A 16,648-nucleotide genomic window follows, 5' to 3' on the forward strand; every position below is an offset into this window, starting at 1 on the left:
GAAGTAAAAAGGCTGCCGGAAAAGACCGGCAGCCTCTGCATGTTGACGTTAATGATTATACACCTCCTTCGTCGCCGTCGGAAGGGTATTTGTGTGTTTCATCGTGATGATCCAGCCACGGTTTTGTGATGGATGATTCCAGTTGTTCACCGTTGGCATTTTCCTGCGGCTGCGGCACATTCTTGTGTTGTGACTCCAGGAACTTTGCAAAAAAGGGCTGTTGCTTTTTTTCTTCCATGTTTCGCATTTTTTTACGTTAGTGAAAATTGGGAACGAGTGAATTTGTCCGTGCTGCGTACGCAGACAGATAAGTGTTGATGTTGTTTACCCGGGCTTAAATTTCGTCGCCGTCCGAGGGATACTTCTGCGTTTGCTCCATGTCGAGCCATGGCTTGGTTATCCATGCTTCTACGGACTGCTGCTCGCTGGAAGTTACGCGGCCATCAGGGTTTGTCTGCTTGTCCTGGTTTTCCAGGAAACGTGCAAAAAAGGGTTGCTTTTTTTCGTTTGAGGTTTGCATACAAATTTTCATTTAGGAATGAAGGAAATACTGACTGATGGCTTGTGAGTACAGTAAGTTAAGGAAAAAAAATTCATTCCCGGCAAGCTTTTCCGCCGAAATAACACGTTCAGATTTTCGCGCAACTGATAACAGTTGATTATTAAAGGGTTTTTCCCTGGCCGTACAAGGCCTTTCCCGACCGGGCGCCGGTATGTTTCTCCTGGTCCACCGTCACCTGGCCGTTGACGACCACAAAATGAAAGCCGGTGGAATAAGCGTGTGGTTTTGAAAACGTGGATACATCGTTTACTTGTTTTTCATCAAACACCACGATATCTGCAGCAAAGCCCGGCTGAAGCAAACCACGTTCATGCAATTGAAACTTTTGTGCCGGCAGGGAGGTCATGCGGCGGATCGCTTCTTCGAGTGAAATCACTTTTTCTTCGCGCACATATTTACCCAATACACGTGCATTGGTGCCATAGCCACGCGGATGCGGCATGCCGGCATTCAGCACGCGGATCGAAGCATCGCTGGCAAACATGTTAAAAGGATATTGCATGATGCGTTTTACATCTTCCTCTCCCATACCGTGAAATACGGCACTGGCTCCACCGGCGATCATGATATCGAGTACGGTGATGGCTTCTTCGCGGGCTTTGTGTTTGCGGCCTTTGAGTAAATTGATTTCTTCGATACTTTTTCCGTTATAAGAAGTGTCGGCAGCGTGATAAGCCACTACGGCATAATTGAAATGTTTGAGTTTGCGTTTTTTCAAACGGGCCAGCATGCTTTTGATCACGTACTCGCGCACTTCGGGGCGCTGCAACCGCGCGCGGATGCTGTCTTGTCCGTCGGCCAGGATTTCATCAGGGATCAACGTACTGATGGAAGTGCTGCTGGCGGTATAAGGATACTGATCGATGGTCACTTCTATCCCCTGGCGGCGCGCGGCTTCCACCATAGCGACGGTTTCGCGGCTGCGTCCCCAGTTTTGCTGACCACTTAATTTGAAATGCGAAATCTGTACAGGAATATTTGCTTCACGGCCAATGGTGAGCGCTTCTTCGATGGCCGCGGTAACGCTATCGCCTTCATCGCGCATGTGGCTGGCATAAACACCGTGATAGCGGGCCGTAACGCGGGCCAGTGAAACGATCTCGGGAGTTTTGGTATAAGTACCGGGTATATAAATGAGTCCGGTAGAAAGGCCGACCGCACCATCTTTCATGGCTTTGTCGACCAGTTGTTCCATTTTTTCCAATTCGGCTGGCGTAGCATCGCGGTTGGCTCTTCCCATGACGGCTTTGCGCACATCATTGTGCCCGATTAGCGAAGCCACGTTGACGGATAACTTCAAGGAATCGATCCAGCGCAGGTATTTGCCGATGTTGACATTGGAAGAGCCGCAATTGCCGGTGATCACGGTGGTAACACCGTCGTAAATGAAATTGGCAGCGGTAGGGTCTTTCACTTCATCGTCTTCTATATGTGTATGCACATCGATGAAGCCGGGTGCCACAATCAGACCGGTTGCATCGATGGTGCGTGCGGCGTTGAACTTTAAGGCCGTGCCCGCCTGAATAATGCGGCCGTTGCTGATGGCCACGTCGCCGTAGTACCAACTGTTGCCCGTGCCGTCGATGATCTTACCGTTTTTGATCAGCAGATCACAGGAGGGAATGTTTTGGGCAAAAAGCAAAACAGGCAGGAAAGCAAGGAGTGACAGCGCGCATTTTTTCATAGGGGGAAGTTACGGTATGCGGCAGAGTAAACAAAAGAACTGATGACCTGAAATGAGGACGATGCAGGTTATTGCTTTTATTATTTTTCTTACTAAAATAAAAAGATCAGCAGCCGCATCAACCGGCACTCAGCTACTATGATCGGAAACAATCACCCATTTGTTATTGATCTTGCGGAACAGCAGGGTGAAATGTCCGCTGAGGTCACCAATCGATCTGGCGAGATGCCATTTTCCTACCACAGAAAAATAAATCACCGATAAACGCTTTACCTGGATGATATCGAAATGCAACTTGCCCATGGCGGCGGTATCGGGATAACCTTTTTTATAATTGTTCAACGTATTCTGCCAGCCGTAGGTAACGCCCGACTTGCCAATGAACATAAGGGAATCGCTTCGCCAGTAGCCGTCCATAAACGCTTCGAGGTTGCCGCTGTTCCAGGCAGCCGTCTGCCGGTCAAGCGTGGTGCGTATTTGTTTTTCATCCGCTGATTGTGCGTGCAGCACGGCGGACAACAAAAGAGCGGTGAGGAGGGTTTGCATTTTCATACGGCGAAGATAAACAGCCGCCCGATACTTCGGGCCGATACTTCGGGCCGAAGCTTCGGCCTAAGTAATAAGTTATAAGTATTAGGTACTATGTATTCTTTGCGTCCCGGCTTCCTGGCGTCTTTGCGTGAACCCTTCGGGATGCCGAAGTATCGGCCTCAGGGAGGCAAAGGCGCAAAGCTATTCACCATTGACGATTCACGATTCCCGATTCACGCCACTTGCCTTTTGAATTTTGAATTTAATGATTGCAATCTTCCTCATGCGCATGATCATGCTGGCGGCAATAACGGAAATTGAGGAAATGCGCGGCCACGATGAAACCAACCGAAGGGATCAGCAGCCAGTGATTGTGATGCGCGAAAAGAAGTCTGACAATGAGGAGCGCCATTCCAACGGAAAATAAAATAACCGGCAACTGGCGGTGATGATGCAGACGATAACCGTGATACAATGAATAAACGCCCACAATAAGTGCCAGCAGCACCATTCCCGCTTCGAAGTAATGATTATCAATGATGTTGACGCCGAAAAGCGGAAGGCTGCTCATGACCAGGGGCAACAGCGCACAGTGGATCGCGCAGGCCAATGAAGCCCCGATACCCAATGCGTCCCAATTGATCCTGAATTTCATAAAGGACAGCAAAAATACATAAAAAGCAACAATGTTGCAAAATAGATATGCAGGAGTTTCGTTAAAATGCCAAAATGCAGGTCTTCCGTTTCAGTTGGCTTAACTTTGCAAAAAAAGGGTGGTTCTGTTTTCAACACCGCCTGTTTGCGTGAATATCAACAAAAGCGCCAGGAGATTGTTCTCGCTTTATTCACTATTGACAAGTCACAATTGACCCCGGATATGAAAAAGAAATTATTATACGGATTGTTTTTCGGCGCGCTGATGCTCGGGTTTTATTTTATGTTGACGGCATTGATCCCGGGATTCGGTCAACGCAAAGTAAATCCCATCAGTGAAGTAAAGCCTTTCCGCTTTACGAACCAGGACGGTATTGCTGTGACCAATGAAGATGTGAAAGGGAAAGTGTACGTAGCGGAATATTTCTTTACTACCTGCCCCGGCATCTGCCCCATGATGAATAACAACATGCGGCTGGTATATGATCGTTTCAAAGAAAACCCCGACTTTCTGATCTTATCGCATACCTGCCAGCCGGAAGTGGATTCTCCCGCAGTATTGCGTCATTACGCGGATTCCATGAAAGTGGACACGAAGCGTTGGGTATTCCTGACCGGGCGCAAAGACAGCCTTTACAATATGGCGCGGCTCAGTTATTCGATCGATGACCCGGCCAATAACCTGCAGAATTTCCAGGACGATTTCATGCACACCCAATTCTGGGCGCTCGTGGACCGCGAAGGGAAAGTGCGCAAGATCTACGACGGCCTGAAGAAAGCCGAAGTAAAAGAACTGATCAGCGATGCTGAAAAATTTTTGAAGAAGTAAACAGCAACAAGTCATGAAAGAAGATATTACCAATATTCTCAAGCGCAACAGCCTCAGTCTTACCGCCAGCCGCGAAAAGATCCTGCAGTTGTTTCTCAGCAATGATGGCGCCTTGTCGCATGGTGATATTGAAAAGAAAGCCGGCGAGCGTTTTGATCGCGTAACCGTCTACCGCACACTTCAGACCTTCACGGAGAAAGGGATCATTCATACGATTCCCACAGCCGATAATGCCGTGCGGTATGCTTTATGCAAAGACAATTGTTCCGAAGGTCATCATCATGATCATCATGTGCATTTCATCTGCCAGCAGTGCAAACAAACTTTTTGCCTGGATGATGTAGTTACACCCGATATCAAATTACCACGTGGTTATGCCTTATCACATATTGAGGTTGTAGCGGAGGGAGTGTGCAGACAGTGTAAGAGATGATTTGCCTTTGGCAAAATGTGTAAATGTGCCCGTCTTTCAGACGGGACCATGTGTAAGTGTGAAAATGAAAAAAGCATTTCTCACATTTTCACATGGCCCCTGCAAGGGCACATTTACACATTAAATAAAAAAGCCCCCGTGTGGAAACACGGCGACTTAGGTTAAGGCTCTGATTAGTAGCTATGTGAAGACTACTGGTGTAGTCGTATAATCTTTATCAATAATACCCGGTAAAAGTAATAGTCCTCTGCCAAATTTCCGAATTATTGACCTACCATCTTCTGGGTATTTTTCGGCTATTTTTCCAGGTGATTTAACTCCTGATCCACAAACTGCATCAAGCCGCGGATATGATCCGGTGAAAGGTCGAAAACCAGGCCTGCAGCGGCAAAAAGCTGCGGCAATGTGCGGGTTCCGCCTAAACTTAACGCTTGTTCGTAATTGTCTAATGCCTTGTCCGGATTCGCTTTATACTGTTGCCACAGACCGATAGCACCCAGTTGCGCAATTCCGTATTCAATATAATAAAACGGCACTTCGAACAAATGCAATTGCCGCTGCCATCCATAAGCGCGGTATTCTTCCAGTCCGGTAACATCCAGTTCTGAAGAGGTAAACTCGTTCAGTATCTCCGACCATTTCGCGCGGCGCTCTTCAACCGTATGCTGCGGATGTTCATAGGCCCAATGCTGAAACTTGTCGATCGTAGCGATCCAGGGGAAGATCGTGATCACACGCTCGAGTTGCTGTGTACGTGCACGGCGCAGTTCCTCCGGCGAATCAAAGAATACATCCCAATGATCCATGCTGAATAATTCCATGCTCATACTGGCTACTTCCGCGATCTCCGTGGGATATTCTTTGAACCCGTTGAGCTCGAGCGGATGAGCAAGGAATGAATGAATGGCATGGCCACCTTCATGTACCATCGTGGTTACATCATCGAGCTGCCCGGCCGCATTCATGAAGATGAACGGCGCGCCGCTTTCGGCAAGCGGGCAGTTATATCCCCCGGGCGCTTTGCCCTTGCGGCTTTCGAGATCGAGATGACCAAGCGCTTTCATTTTGCGCAGGCAATCCGCGAAGAAAGGACGCAGGCGGGTAAAACAATCGATGGTTTTTTCTACCAGCTCTTCGCCGGTGCGGAACGGGCGAAGCGGCTGTGTACCGGCCGGTTCCGCGTCTATATCCCAGGGACGCAGCGTGTCCAGACCGAGTTGCTTCTTTTTGGTACGATAGATCTGATCTACCAGCGGCATCACGTGCAGCTTTACCGCTTCCTGAAATTTGAAACAATCTTCTTTGGTATAATCAAAGCGGCCGAGTTCACGGAAACGGTAATCGCGGTAGTTATCAAATCCTGCATTTACCGCTATCTGGTGACGCTTCTGCAACATGGAGGTAAACAGTTCATCGAGTGTTTCCTTGTCCTGCAAACGGCGATCGGCTATTTTGCGGTAAACGTCCTCACGCAATCCGCGGTCGGAATCTTCGAGGAAACGTGCTGCCTGTTGTAAGGTGAATTCTTCTCCGTTCACCTGCACGGTCATTTTACCGGCCACCATGCCAAACTTCTGTGCTTCCACGTTCAGTTCGGCCTGCAGCGGCACGTTGGCCGGGCGGAACAGTTCGATGCTCTTACGCACGTTGCGCAGGTAGGTGAAATATGCGTCCTGATCGAGGTCTTTTACAAAAGGATTTTCAACCAGCTTGCGGTTGAGCAGATCCGACCATTCCTGGATTTTCGGTTGTATTTCCATCATGAAGAAGTTGAAAGCTTCTTCGAGTTGTTTGTTCTCCGTATCGCAGGTCATGCGTATCTGGCGCCAGCAAGCGTCTTCACTGATCACGGCTTCAAGTTCGCTGGCATCTTTCAACCATTGCTGCAGCTCTTCCGCCGAACCGATATTACGGTCGCGGAGATCGGTGAAGTAGGGCTCCAGCGTATTCCATGCAGTAACGGTAAAGTCAGCGGGCAAAAAGTGGCGGGGAAGTTTTTGTATGTCTGCGTTCATTGTAGTCATATAACGTTCGTTGAAGGCTTCTTGTTTAGGTAAAAGGGATAAGGCGTAGGGTTATAAGTTTTAAGTAGTAAGTTATAAGTACAACAGCCCGGAAAAAGTCAAAATTCGAAAAAGGAACAACATACCTATTGACGATTGACTATTCACCATTCACTATTCACCATTCACTTTTGACTTTTGACTTCTTTGTTTTTTTCCTGAAAAAACAAAAGCGGGAGCTTTCGGCCACCCGCTCTGCTTATGTAATGAGCTGAATTATTCTGCTTTTTTCTTCGCTGCCTTTTTCGCAGGTTTCTTTTCTTCGTCGCCGTCTTCTTTCTTCTTAGCGGCTTTTTTTGCAGGCTTCTCTTCGGCGGCCTCTTCTTTTTCTTCTTTTTTCTTCGCAGCCTTTTTCGCTGGCTTTTCTTCCACAGGCGCTTCTTCTACTTCTTCAGTTTCTTCTTCTTCAGGCTCGGAGAGTTTGAGTTCTACGTTATTTTTCTGCAGCACTTCAAACCATTTCACCATCTTTTTCATATCGCTGCCGTATACGCGCTCGAAGTCCATATCGGGATAGGCAGACTCAAAGTATTTTTTGATCGCGCCGTTGTCTTTTACATCGGGCAATTGACCACCTGCTTTTTGCATTGCCTGGAATACCTCCACGAGGTTCACATTATCGCGGATGGTATATATTTCGATACTTTCCAGGTGTGAGAACTGGTGTATACGGGAAGAGGCAAATTTTGTTGTCTGGTCATCCAATGAACGCACAATGGCTCCGTCTGTTTTGCTGCTGATCAGTTCGTACAGTCCGGGCAAACCGCTAACGGCTACGAGTTTACTATATTCCATAATTCTAATATGTTAAGGACGTGCAAGATAAATGAGTTCTGGCAAATGAACGCCCCCTGAGCCCCTGATCTTTTATTTTAGGAAAAACTTAGTTAACCGGGATATTTAGCGCCGCCGCCGAAAGAAACTGTCCTTCATGGCGTCTTATAGGGAATAATAGTTTATATGAAGGGATTTCAACTTTTGATTATTGGCCTCATCTTTTCAGTGGCCGCCAAAGCACAGTCTGTAACCGGAAAACTTCTCGATCTTATTGATAATAAACCTTTAGCAGGTGCAACAGTGCTACTTAAAGGTGCCCGCGACTCCACCGTTCAGTACAATTCCCTTGCCGACAGCACCGGTTCTTTCCGGTTCGATGGCATGGCGCTGGACAGCTTTTACCTCGAAGTAAGCGCCATCGGTTATGAGCGTTACCGCCAGATTGTGCCGTTAAATGACTCGGTTACCAACCTCCAGCTCGGTACTCTTTTTATCCCCAAAACCTCTGTTCAGCTCGGCGGAGTGACCGTAACGTCCACCGCAGCAGCTACCGTACAGAAAGGTGATACCACCCAATTCAGCGCCGGCCAGTTCAAAGTGAACCCCGACGCCACCACAGAAGACCTCATCAAAAAGATGCCCGGCATCACCGTAGACAGAGACGGAACAGTGACTGCACAGGGCGAACAGGTGCGAAAAGTAACCATCGACGGCAAGGATTTTTTTGGCGATGATGCTTCCGCAGCGCTCCGCAACCTTCCTTCCGAAGTAGTAGATAAAATCCAGGTATTTGACCGGCTGAGCGATCAGGCGCAGCAAACAGGCTTTGACGATGGCAATTCCGTTAAAGCCATCAACATCGTTACCAAATCCGGTATCAAGAACGGACAGTTCGGCCGCGTGTTCGCAGGCTATGGTACCAACGACCGCTACCAGGCCGGAGGTAATATCAGCCTGTTCAACGGCGATCGCCGTATTTCATTCGTAGGCAATTTCAATAATATCAACCAGCAAAACTTTGGTGCACAGGATCTGCTCGGCCTCACCAGCAGCAGGGGCAATAACCGCGGTGGTGGCGGCCGTGGCGGCGGTGGCAATCGCGGAGGCGGAGGCAATCGTGGCGGTGGTGGCGGATTTGGAGGCGACAACTTCCAGGTAGGCCAGCAGGCCGGTATCAGCCGCACCAACGCGGCAGGTATCAACTTCACCGATAAGTGGGGCAAAAAAGTAGATGTACAGGCCAGCTATTTCTTTAACCAGAGCCGCAACATCAACGACAATATTACCCGTACTACCACTCCATTGAATGCAGACAGCACCCGCGAGAATAACCAGTTCAACCGCGCAGAAAGCCAGAACTACAATCACCGCATCAACATGCGCCTGCAATACAATATCGACTCCAACAATTCGATCACTATTATTCCAAGCCTGAACTTTCAAAAGAACAGATCAATCACCAACGCTTTTGAAAACACGCTTTATCTGCCCAACGATACGGCCAACACTTCAACGAGCGACAGAAACGTACTGCGTAGCGGCTACAACCTGCGCAACAGCATTTTCTACCGCCACTCCTTTGCCAAACGCGGCCGCGTGCTCTTCGTTGGTTTCAATACAACATTGAATAAAAACAACGGCGAAACTTACAGCAATGCCAATTACCGTTTCTTTGAAACCGGTGGTATCCGCGATTCGTTGCAGAATCAGTTTACCGATAATCCTACCAGCGGTTATACATTGTCCGGTAACATCTCTTACATGGAACCGCTGGGACAAAATAGCCAGTTGCAGATCAGCTACGAACCTTCTTACACGAAAAACAAAGCAGATCAGCAGACTTTTGGTTTTGATGAACTGGGAGGCAAATACACGGAGTTCATCCCTGCCCTTTCCAACCAATTCGATAACACGGTTACCACGCAAAACGGCGGATTGACCTATCGTCTCGGCAATAGCCGCGACAACCAGTTTTCTGTTGGTGTAAACCTGCAGCATTCGGTATTACAGAGCGACCGCACGTTCCCGACCGTGACAAATGTGAATCAATCGTTCACCAATGTATTGCCGAATCTCCGCTGGCGCAAAAAGATCGGGCAGCGCAGCAACATCAACCTGTTCTATCGTGCAAGTACCAACTTCCCGAGCATCTCGCAGTTGCAGGACGTGGTAAACAACAGCAACGAGTTGCGTAAAAGTGTCGGCAATCCCAACCTGAAACAATCTTATAATCACTTTGTAACGGCGCGCTACATTTTCACCAATACACAGAAAGGACAAAGTTTCTTTGCCAACATATTCCTGCAGGCGCAGCAGAACTATATCAGCAATGCCACGTTTATCGCGCGCCAGGACTCGGTAATCCAGCCCGGAAGTGTATTGGCCGCCAATGCACAGCTCACCAAACCGGTAAACCTGGATGGATATAAAAGCCTGCGTACCTTCTTTACATTCAGTCAGCCTATTAAAGTGATCAAGACAAACCTGAACCTGAATGCAGGTTTCAGTTACTCACGCCTGCCCGGCCTGCTGAATAATGTAGAGAACATCACCAACAACTATACCTATAGCGGCGGCATCGTACTGGCGAGCAACATCAGTGAATACATTGATTTCAACCTGTCGTACAATGCCAACTACAATACCGTTCACAGCAATACGGTGACCAGCAGCAATACCAGCTACCTCAATCAGGCGGCCGGCATCCAGTTGAACCTGTTATCGAAGAGCGGATGGTTTGTTCAGAATGACGTGAGCAATCAATCCTACTCCGGCTTGTCCGACGGATTCAACCAGAGCTATTGGTTGTGGAATGCAGCGGTTGGTAAAAAATTCCTGAAGAGTCGCGCAGCAGAACTGAAATTGTCGGTGTTCGATTTGCTGAAGCAGAACCAGAGTATTTATCGTGAAGTAGGCTCCAACAATGAGATCATCGATTCGCAGAGCAATGTGTTGCAGCAATACTTCATGCTGACGTTTACGTACAGCCTGCGCAACTTCGGCAAAGGCCGTGCGGCAAGTCAGGGTCGCGGTGGTGGTGAGCGCCCGAGAGGTGATGGTCCCCCGCCGATGATGTTCTGATAGTACTACGAGCTACGGAACAGAAAAAAGTGTAATATCGTTCTCCTAAAACATGCACGTTGGATGAAAGGCTACTGGTGGAGCGATTGAAAGAAGGTGACGAATCCGCCTTCCGTATCATCGTTGATACCTGGCAGAATATGGTTTACAACACGGTGCTGGGTATTGTGCAGCAGGCAGAAGATGCCGAAGACATCACCCAGGATGTGTTCGTACAAGTGTACCAGTCCATCCATTCGTTTAAGGGAGATGCTAAATTTTCCACCTGGCTTTATCGCATTGCGGTAACCAAATCCCTGGATCACGAACGAAAGAAAAAACGAAAGAAACGTTTCGGCTTTATCAGAAGCCTCTTTGGTGAAGACAATGAAGTGGTGATCCATCCGCCTGATTTTAACCACCCGGGCGTAGCACTGGACAAAAAAGAAAAAGCCGCCGCCCTGTTTCATGCTATCAATCTGCTGCCCGAAAATCAACGGATCGCATTTGTGCTGAATAAAGTAGAAGGGCTTAGTTATCAGGAAGTAAGCGATGTAATGGAAACATCGGTGTCGTCGGTGGAATCCCTGCTGCATCGTGCCAAGAGCAATCTTCGTAAACACCTGGAAGAAGAAAAATAATGAAATGACACAAAGGTTTGTGTGACAAATAACGTCTAAAACTATAGTCATGAGTGAGCAAAAGCATAGAGACACAGAAGAGATCATGGACAGCCTTGATGGCATCCGCCGCGCCACGCCGGCTCCTTTTCTTTACACGCGGGTGAAAGCCCGTCTGCAAAAAGAAGGACGCACGATCTGGGAGCAGTTGGGTTCATTTGTGGCCCGTCCCGTAGTAACCGTATCCACGCTGATACTGGTGCTGATCTTTAATGCAGTGATCGTAGTGAATAAAGAAAAATCGGTGGAGTCGTCGCGCATTGCGATCACCTCACCGCAGGATAATAATTCCTACGATGAAACCAGCCTGCTTGCTGCCACCACATCTTATGACTATGTAAATGCTGAACCGTAATGAATAATGCTTCGAAAAACAGGACTTTGCTGTTCATCATTGCATTCTTGTTGCTGACGAATATTGCAGTCGTTGTTTATTTTCTCCGTCAGCCGGATTGTAATAAAAACGGAAAGGATGCTGCACCACCACCACAGGGGCAACCCGGTGGAAGAAACGGCATAGCGACCCAACTCCAGAAAGACGTTGGTTTTTCCGAGCAACAGATAGCGCAGTACAAAGACATGAAAGCTGCCCATTGGAAAATTGCCAAGCCCCTGTTCGATGCCATGCAAAAATCCAAAGACAGTCTTTATGAACTGGTAAAACTGCCCACCGTTGATGAAGCTTTGCTTCAACAGCGTGCAGAAAATATTTCGGAGCGGCAGAAAGCGCTGGAAATACAGGGCTTCCGTCATTTCAAAGAAGTGCGTGGGCTTTGCACACCGGAACAATTGCCGCGGTATGATTCGCTGCTGAAAAAAATCATCAACCGGAAAGGACGTCCGCAAAGCGGACCGCAGGCCGCAGATAGTACGGCCCATAAATAAGTAACAGTTGACACACAATATCAATACCTCACATTTTACCGCTATGCTTAAAAAATCAATCTTAGCCGCCTCCTTCAGCCTGGTGCTGGCAGTTGCTGCAAATGCTCAGGGCGGATTTCAACGCCGCACTGTTGAAGAACGTGTACAAACCGTTCATCAGAAAATAGATTCGGCTTTCAAACCAAGCGCGGAAGTGCTTACGAAAGTTGACGCTGCTTTCAAAACGTATTACACGGAGCAGGATAAAATCATGGCTGAATCGCGCAGCGAAGGCCAGCGTCCCGACATGGATGCGCTCCGCAAAAAAATGGAACCGCTGATAGACGCACGCGACAAAGAACTGAAAGCCGTGCTCACAGAGGACCAATTCAAAAAATTTAAAGACGAGATTGAACCTTCACTCCGTCAGCGCCGCCCGGGTGGTGGCAACGAACGCCGCAGAGACGGTTAACTTTTTTCGTAGTTTAATGTGCATGTCGCCTGGCATTTTCTAGTGCCGGGCTTTTTATTGCCCCATCCATTCCTTGAATGCCGTTACGTTTTCCTGTGAGATCACTACTTCCTCCCCTACGGCCGGTTGCAATTCCAGCAACAGCTTGCTTTTCGGATAGGTTTTAATGCGCTGGATCGCCGACATGTTTACCAGGTATTTTCTATTTACCCGGTAAAATAATTCCGGATCCAGTTGACGCTCGATATCTGTCAGCGACTGATCCAGTATAAATTTCGATCCCTTAGATTCAACAAGGCATACTACTTTGTGTGTAGCATAGAAATAGGCAATGTCTTCCGTACGGATACTCACATAATCGGCGCCGCGTTTTACCAGGAACCTTTTTTTATGTGCGCCTGCAGGTTCTGCCTGCTGCCAGCGTTGCAGCGCATCGAGATGGTTGGAAAAGAATTTGCGCAGCAATTCATACTTGCGCAGGGAAGCGCCCAGCTTTTCCTGGCTTACGGGTTTCAGTAAATAGTCGATGCCGTTTTGTTCAAAAGCCTGTTGCCAGTAATTGTCATATGCTGTAATGAAGATCGCGGGACAACCCGGGTTTATTTCTTCGAAAATGCGGAACGACAATCCGTCGGACAATTGTATATCCATCAGCAACAGGTCCGGCACGGGGTATTGCCGCAGCCAGTCAACTGTTTCGCTGATGCTGTCAGTGATGCCTACTACTTCTGCATCGGGTTTTGCCAACCGCACAGCTTTTTCCAGTTTTTGTGCTGCCGGCTTTTCATCTTCAACAATTAAAATCCTCATAGTTTTTGTTTAACCGATCTTTAATAACGGGAGCCCTACTTCAAAACTCTCTTCGGTTTCATGGACAATGATCTCCATACCGGTGGTTAACCTGTAACGGTCTCGCAGGTTATTAAGACCGATGTAAGACCCGGTGGCGGCAGATTCTTTTCGATGGATCGGATTGTACACCCAAAGGGTGTGATCGCGTACGCTCATAATAATTGTCAGTGGATGGCTTTCGGAAAAACGATTGTGCTTCACGGCATTTTCCACCAGCAATTGTAATGATATCGGTGGGACAAGATGTTCATCCAAAATGTTGCACGGTACGGAAGAATTAAGTTGCAACCCCTCCTCAAAACGGATTTTGAGTAAGGAAAAATAATTCTGCAGAAACTGTACTTCTTCGCGCAGCAAAACCAGTTCACGGCCTTTCGTTTGTAAAAGATAACGGTAAACACCGGCGAGATCATCATTGAACTGCCGCGCCCGCGAAGGTTTTTCTTCAATGAGATGCGATAAGGTGTTCAATGAATTAAAAATAAAATGCGGATCGATCTGATTCTTCAATGCCTCCAGTTCGGCCTCTGCTTTGGCGCGTTCGAGTTGCTCATTGCGCAGCATTTCATTTTCCGACGCCTTTACAAGAAATACGGTTTCGTATACGTGGGCAATAAAAATAACACATACGAGAATAATGAGTGTGGCCAGGATGATGGTCTGCCGGTCGGGAGGACCGGGAACAAACAATTGATACCAACCCAGCAACATCAATACGCTAAGGGGAATGGTATAAAAACAGATCGTGAGCAGCATGGCAACGATCTTGTGTACGGGTTTGCGGTACCAGTCGAAATAGCTTCTCAGCGAAAAATGCAGATAGCGGTTGCCCTGCCAGACCACCAGTGAGATCAGCGTGGTATAAACGAAACTCAGCCGGTTGAAATTAACGGAAAGATCAACCTCCCTTATCATACCCGAAACCAGCGGAATGCAAATGCCGAGTATGGGTATGACAATGAAGCGAAACCATCTGTCATTGACCGGCGTAAACGGCCGTGGTTTCGTCGCGGAAGAGAAGGTATTGATCGTCCATTTTTCCATACTGAGCAAGGTAAAGTTATAAGTAATAAGTATTAAGTTATAAGTTGGATAATAGTGGCAGGTCAATAGACAGTCTGGCTGTTTTACTTATTACTTAATACTTAAAAACTTAAAACTATATGGATTTCGATTGGAGCCGTTTTCGTGTAAAAATTCCTGTAAGGGCCGACCTGGAAACATTATACCGTTGCTGGAGTACCCGCGGTGGCATGGAACGCTGGTTCCTGCGCGCTTGTGAATACCGCCGCCCCGATGGTACATTGCTGAAAGACGATGAACCCGTGTCCGTTGGCGACACTTACAAGTGGCACTGGCATGGCTATTCCGATGAAGACACCGAGCACGGAACGATACTGGAAACGAACGGAAAAGATTTATTCCGTTTCAGTTTCGGCAAAGCCGGTAATTGCACCGTCAGACTTTATGAAGAAGAGGGTGAGCACATCGTAGAACTTGTACAGGAAAACATCCCGACCGACGAAAGCGGGAAAGTATATTACCACATGGGATGCAAGAACGGATGGACCTTTCACATGACCGATATGAAATCTATCCTTGAAGGAGGTGTGGACCTGCGCAACCGTAACCTGAACCTGAAAGGCGTAGCGAATTCCTGATTAGCCTGACGTCCCGCCTTGTAGCGGGACGTCAGACATCAGTTACTTATTTTTTCCTTGTGAGTTTGAGCTCCATCATTTTGAATTCTTTGCCATCCGGAGCGGGCCCGTACATTTCCATTACCTGGTTGTTGTCGTCCACTATCCTGAATACTTCTCTCACATTCATTTCACGACCGTTACCGGCACTGGGATCCACACATGTTCCGCTGAGGTTCATGCTTTTGGAAGCATCGTCCCATTTTCCTCTCATAACCATCAGGCCTGTGCCTACGTTGTCTACCCATGTAGTGATAAATTCTTTCCGTGCATTATCATAAGCTACGGTGCTGCGGCCTTCGAACGGCATGCCCATCATCTCACTTTTGTGAATGGACTCCTGGTAGCGGCCACCCATGATCATTTTGTTGACGGTAGTGCCTTTGCTTACCTGTGGTGGTGCACCGGGTGCGTGCCACATGGTGCTTTCGCTGGTCCAGTTACCATCCCAGCTGGCCATCATCTTGTGTACATCGGATGGAGTGGCATAGGCTTCCCAGTTCTTCATCATGGTTGCGGAATCCGGCATTGTGTAAGACTGGTCTTTAGCATCGGCAGGCTTGTCTTTTTCCACCACAGTGGAATTGGAATCTTTTGTAGCGTCGGTGTTCTTGGTTTCGTTGTTACAGGCAGTGGCAATCATGGCCGTAGCCATGCAGGCAAACAGTATACGTTTCATAAACAATGGTTTTTGAAACGATAAGGTAGCGTTACGCCTTCAGAATGCCTAAAATAAGCAGACCAAACAGGAAATTAGGGAGACGAACACCAGTTTGATCAGCCCTCATTTAATTGCTTCAAAGCATCGTCCAGCCTCGCTTTCAGGGTTTCATGACTCGTGTAACCCCTTGCAAGCAGGTAAAGCCGGGCATCCGAAGCCTGAATAAATACGGCAGGGAAACCTGTTACTTTCAAATGACGGCAGAGCTCGAATTCCTCTTCGGCTTTCTCGCGGTAAGCTTCAAAGTGAAGGCGTGAATAAAAGATTTCCGCTTCTATTGCATACTTCTCCAGCAGGTGACGATACGCTTCATCGTCGTCCAGGTCGCGGCCTTCGAAGTTGAGTGCATATTGCAGATCCGAAGCAAACTCCACCTGCCTCTCCGGGTAAATTTCTTTGAAAATAACCATGGCAATCGCCGGTTTCAGCGAATTGGGAAACCAATCGCTCTTATCCGGATTTTCCATGTGCCAGAGAAAATCCTGCCCGAACTTGATACCTGTCGTTTCCTCCACCATGGGATAATGTGCTTTCACAATGCCCGCCAGCGCGCTCACCGGTTTTACATATTCGCCGGTAATCATTCCTCCCGACAATACTTCTATATGACAGGTTTCCGCGTATTCTTCTGCGATCTTTTTCATCACCGGGCTGAAGCCATAGCACCAGCCGCAATAAGCATCATAGCAATAATATATAGCGTGTTTTTTCATGAGTGAATCGTGAATGGTGAATCGTCAATCGTGAATCGTCAATCGTGAATCGT

The 16,648-nt window shown here is 47.9% G+C and carries 19 protein-coding genes; 8 read left to right on the forward strand and 11 right to left on the reverse strand.

The genetic code is table 11. From position 1 onward, the window contains the following. Positions 1-55: 55 nt before the first annotated feature. The 5 genes from H608_RS0100200 to H608_RS0100220 all read right to left on the reverse strand — a co-directional run bounded on the left by H608_RS0100200 (position 56) and on the right by H608_RS0100220 (position 3,432). Positions 56-238: a microviridin/marinostatin family tricyclic proteinase inhibitor gene (locus H608_RS0100200; protein ID WP_028785898.1), complete on the reverse strand. Its 183-nt coding sequence runs from the start codon at positions 236-238 to the stop codon at positions 56-58. A 96-nt stretch (positions 239-334) separates the two neighbouring features. After that, positions 335-520, reverse strand: coding sequence for a microviridin/marinostatin family tricyclic proteinase inhibitor (locus H608_RS0100205; protein WP_028785899.1), 186 nt, complete (start codon positions 518-520; stop codon positions 335-337). A gap of 142 nt (positions 521-662) precedes the next feature. Continuing rightward, positions 663-2,246 carry an N-acyl-D-amino-acid deacylase family protein gene (locus H608_RS0100210; RefSeq protein ID WP_028785900.1) on the reverse strand — a complete coding sequence of 528 codons (1,584 nt, stop codon included), beginning with the start codon at positions 2,244-2,246 and terminating at the stop codon, positions 663-665. Positions 2,247-2,375: 129 nt separating this feature from the next. Continuing rightward, complete coding sequence (locus H608_RS0100215; protein ID WP_028785901.1) at positions 2,376-2,798, reverse strand: YybH family protein; 423 nt, start codon at positions 2,796-2,798, stop codon at positions 2,376-2,378. Positions 2,799-3,039: 241 nt separating this feature from the next. Next, on the reverse strand, positions 3,040-3,432 hold the full coding sequence (locus tag H608_RS0100220) for a MerC domain-containing protein (protein WP_028785902.1): 393 nt from the start codon (positions 3,430-3,432) through the stop codon (positions 3,040-3,042). A 222-nt stretch (positions 3,433-3,654) separates the two neighbouring features. Between H608_RS0100220 and H608_RS0100225 the strand changes: the two genes are divergently transcribed. Together H608_RS0100225 and H608_RS0100230 are read left to right on the forward strand one after the other, a co-directional pair. Then, the gene (locus tag H608_RS0100225) at positions 3,655-4,260 is read left to right on the forward strand and encodes an SCO family protein (RefSeq protein WP_028785903.1); all 606 of its coding nucleotides are present in this window, start codon (positions 3,655-3,657) and stop codon (positions 4,258-4,260) included. A gap of 13 nt (positions 4,261-4,273) precedes the next feature. Then, positions 4,274-4,693: a Fur family transcriptional regulator gene (locus H608_RS0100230; protein ID WP_028785904.1), complete on the forward strand. Its 420-nt coding sequence runs from the start codon at positions 4,274-4,276 to the stop codon at positions 4,691-4,693. Positions 4,694-4,989: 296 nt separating this feature from the next. On the opposite strand, the gene H608_RS0100235 is transcribed toward H608_RS0100230, so the two are convergent. Both H608_RS0100235 and H608_RS0100240 read right to left on the reverse strand, forming a co-directional pair. Beyond that, positions 4,990-6,717, reverse strand: a complete 1,728-nt coding sequence (locus tag H608_RS0100235; protein ID WP_038006558.1) for a M3 family oligoendopeptidase — start codon at positions 6,715-6,717, stop codon at positions 4,990-4,992. A 255-nt stretch (positions 6,718-6,972) separates the two neighbouring features. Beyond that, complete coding sequence (locus tag H608_RS0100240; RefSeq protein WP_028785906.1) at positions 6,973-7,551, reverse strand: DUF5606 family protein; 579 nt, start codon at positions 7,549-7,551, stop codon at positions 6,973-6,975. A gap of 165 nt (positions 7,552-7,716) precedes the next feature. On the opposite strand from H608_RS0100240, the gene H608_RS20695 reads away from it, so the two are divergent. From H608_RS20695 to H608_RS0100265, 5 genes are read left to right on the forward strand one after another with little or no spacing between them, the layout of a single operon-like run. Then, positions 7,717-10,614: an outer membrane beta-barrel protein gene (locus H608_RS20695; RefSeq protein ID WP_051267867.1), complete on the forward strand. Its 2,898-nt coding sequence runs from the start codon at positions 7,717-7,719 to the stop codon at positions 10,612-10,614. A 59-nt stretch (positions 10,615-10,673) separates the two neighbouring features. Further along, positions 10,674-11,234 (forward strand): RNA polymerase sigma factor, encoded by a 561-nt coding sequence (locus H608_RS0100250; protein WP_028785907.1) that lies wholly within the window; start codon positions 10,674-10,676, stop codon positions 11,232-11,234. Between the two features lie 49 nt (positions 11,235-11,283). Beyond that, the gene (locus H608_RS0100255; protein WP_028785908.1) at positions 11,284-11,628 is read left to right on the forward strand and encodes a hypothetical protein; all 345 of its coding nucleotides are present in this window, start codon (positions 11,284-11,286) and stop codon (positions 11,626-11,628) included. Then, positions 11,628-12,158 carry a Spy/CpxP family protein refolding chaperone gene (locus H608_RS0100260; protein ID WP_028785909.1) on the forward strand — a complete coding sequence of 177 codons (531 nt, stop codon included), beginning with the start codon at positions 11,628-11,630 and terminating at the stop codon, positions 12,156-12,158. The genes H608_RS0100255 and H608_RS0100260 overlap by 1 nt, the downstream gene beginning before the upstream one ends. 43 nt (positions 12,159-12,201) lie before the next feature. Continuing rightward, on the forward strand, positions 12,202-12,609 hold the full coding sequence (locus H608_RS0100265; protein ID WP_028785910.1) for a hypothetical protein: 408 nt from the start codon (positions 12,202-12,204) through the stop codon (positions 12,607-12,609). A gap of 54 nt (positions 12,610-12,663) precedes the next feature. On the opposite strand, the gene H608_RS0100270 is transcribed toward H608_RS0100265, so the two are convergent. Further along, positions 12,664-13,419 carry a LytR/AlgR family response regulator transcription factor gene (locus H608_RS0100270; RefSeq protein WP_028785911.1) on the reverse strand — a complete coding sequence of 252 codons (756 nt, stop codon included), beginning with the start codon at positions 13,417-13,419 and terminating at the stop codon, positions 12,664-12,666. Between the two features lie 9 nt (positions 13,420-13,428). Further along, a complete protein-coding gene (locus H608_RS0100275; protein ID WP_245565693.1) occupies positions 13,429-14,505 on the reverse strand; it encodes a sensor histidine kinase in 1,077 nt (358 codons plus the stop codon). 119 nt (positions 14,506-14,624) lie between these two features. Here H608_RS0100275 and H608_RS0100280 point away from each other — a divergent pair, with 119 nt between their 5' ends. After that, the gene (locus H608_RS0100280; protein ID WP_028785913.1) at positions 14,625-15,122 is read left to right on the forward strand and encodes an SRPBCC family protein; all 498 of its coding nucleotides are present in this window, start codon (positions 14,625-14,627) and stop codon (positions 15,120-15,122) included. A gap of 46 nt (positions 15,123-15,168) precedes the next feature. Here the strand turns inward: H608_RS0100280 and H608_RS0100285 are convergent, their stop codons facing one another. Next, positions 15,169-15,840 carry a DUF1579 domain-containing protein gene (locus H608_RS0100285; protein WP_028785914.1) on the reverse strand — a complete coding sequence of 224 codons (672 nt, stop codon included), beginning with the start codon at positions 15,838-15,840 and terminating at the stop codon, positions 15,169-15,171. Between the two features lie 98 nt (positions 15,841-15,938). Beyond that, positions 15,939-16,595: a DsbA family protein gene (locus H608_RS0100290; protein WP_028785915.1), complete on the reverse strand. Its 657-nt coding sequence runs from the start codon at positions 16,593-16,595 to the stop codon at positions 15,939-15,941. Between the last annotated feature and the right edge of the window lie 53 nt (positions 16,596-16,648).

This window comes from Terrimonas ferruginea DSM 30193, from assembly GCF_000425585.1.
Lineage (GTDB): Bacteria > Bacteroidota > Bacteroidia > Chitinophagales > Chitinophagaceae > Terrimonas > Terrimonas ferruginea.